Origin of the sequence: Burkholderia sp. Ap-955 (assembly GCF_011753045.1) — a bacterium.
Classification (GTDB): Bacteria; Pseudomonadota; Gammaproteobacteria; order Burkholderiales; family Burkholderiaceae; genus Burkholderia; species Burkholderia lata_D.
Map to the genome: position 1 here is coordinate 1 of NZ_VWWH01000209.1, position 1,461 is coordinate 1,461.

At 71.7% G+C, this 1,461-nt stretch carries 1 protein-coding gene; it reads left to right on the forward strand.

The annotated features are described in order from the left end of the window. Nucleotides 1-1,205: PLP-dependent aminotransferase family protein (locus F3J15_RS37340; RefSeq protein ID WP_166897818.1), on the forward strand; the 1,205-nt coding region annotated here is incomplete at its 5' end. Between the last annotated feature and the right edge of the window lie 256 nt (nt 1,206-1,461).

Genomic DNA, 1,461 nt, shown 5'->3' on the forward strand with positions numbered 1-1,461 from the left:
CTGCCCGACACCGCCCGCCGGTGCGCACCGGCCTCCCCGAGCCGGCCGCCGCCTTCGCGCGGATCGCCGGCGAATTCCGTCCGCTGCCGGCCATGCCGTTCGCGATCTCGGTGCCGATCGGCCTCACCGCGCCCGACGACATCTGGCGCCGGCTCGGCAACCGCCTGCGCGCACGCGGCCCCGGCGCACCGTCCGGCTATGCCGATCCGCAAGGCGCGCTGCCGCTGCGCGAGGCGATCGCCGACTATGTGCGCCGCTCGCGCTCGGTGCGCTGCCATGCCGACCAGGTCGTGATCACGAGCGGCACGCAGCAGGGGCTGCATCTCGCGAGCCAGGTGTTGCTCGGCGCGGGCGATCAGGCATGGGTCGAGAATCCGGCCTATCGCGGCATCACCGCGTTGCTCGACAGCACCGGGCGGCGCGACGCGATGGTGCGGGTGCCGGTCGACGCCGACGGTATCGACGTCGACGCCGGCATCCGTCTCGCGCCGCATGCGCGGGTGGCGTTCGTCACGCCGTCGCACCAGTATCCGCTCGGCATGCCGCTCAGCATGGCGCGGCGCAATGCGCTGCTCGCATGGGCGCGTGGGCAGCACGCGTGGGTGGTCGAGGACGACTACGACAGCGAGCTGCGCTACGAAGGCCATCCGTTCCCGTCGCTGCAGGGGCTCGACCCCGACCGCGTGATCTACCTCGGCACGTTCAGCAAGATCCTGTTTCCGTCGTTGCGGCTCGGCTACGTGATCGCGCCCGACGACCTCGTGCCCGCGTTCTGCGGCGCCCGCGTGCTGATGGATCGTCATGTGCCGACCGCCGACCAGCACGTGCTGGCCGCGTTCATCGCGGAAGGCCACCTCGACCGCCACATCCGCCGCGTGCGCGGCGTGTATGCGGAACAGCGCACGCTGCTGATCGACACGCTCGGTGCGCGGCTGCCGCGCGAACGGGCGTGGGTGCAGCCGGGCGATCAGGGCATGCACGTCGTGCTGTGGCTCGCGGAAGGCATCGACGATCTCGACGTGGTCGAGCGCGCCGCGCAAGCCGGCGTCGCGGTGCGCGCCGTGTCGCCGATGTTCGCGCCCGGTACGGCCCGCCCGGGGCTCGTGCTGGGCTTCGGCGGGTTCGGCCGCGCGCAGATGGAGGCGGCCGCGCAGCGGCTCGCGGATGTGGTCGCAATGGCCGCCGACGACGCCGTGCCGCGCTGACAGACGGCCTCGAGCGCTGGCGGCGCCGGCCCCGATTCGTCGGGAGAATCGCGCCGGGCCACGCCATAAAAGGTTGTCGGCGGGCAACAAACGTAATCGTCTGTAAATCCTGCAAATAAACGGCCGTTTTGGCGGGCGTCGCACGTGTGCCGTTTGCTAGGATCGCGCCTCTTCCATCCGCGCTCCTGCCGCCTTGAATCGCTTCGTGCCGCTTCTCCGAGACGCGTGGCGCCGTTGCCGCGCCCGCGTCGCACCG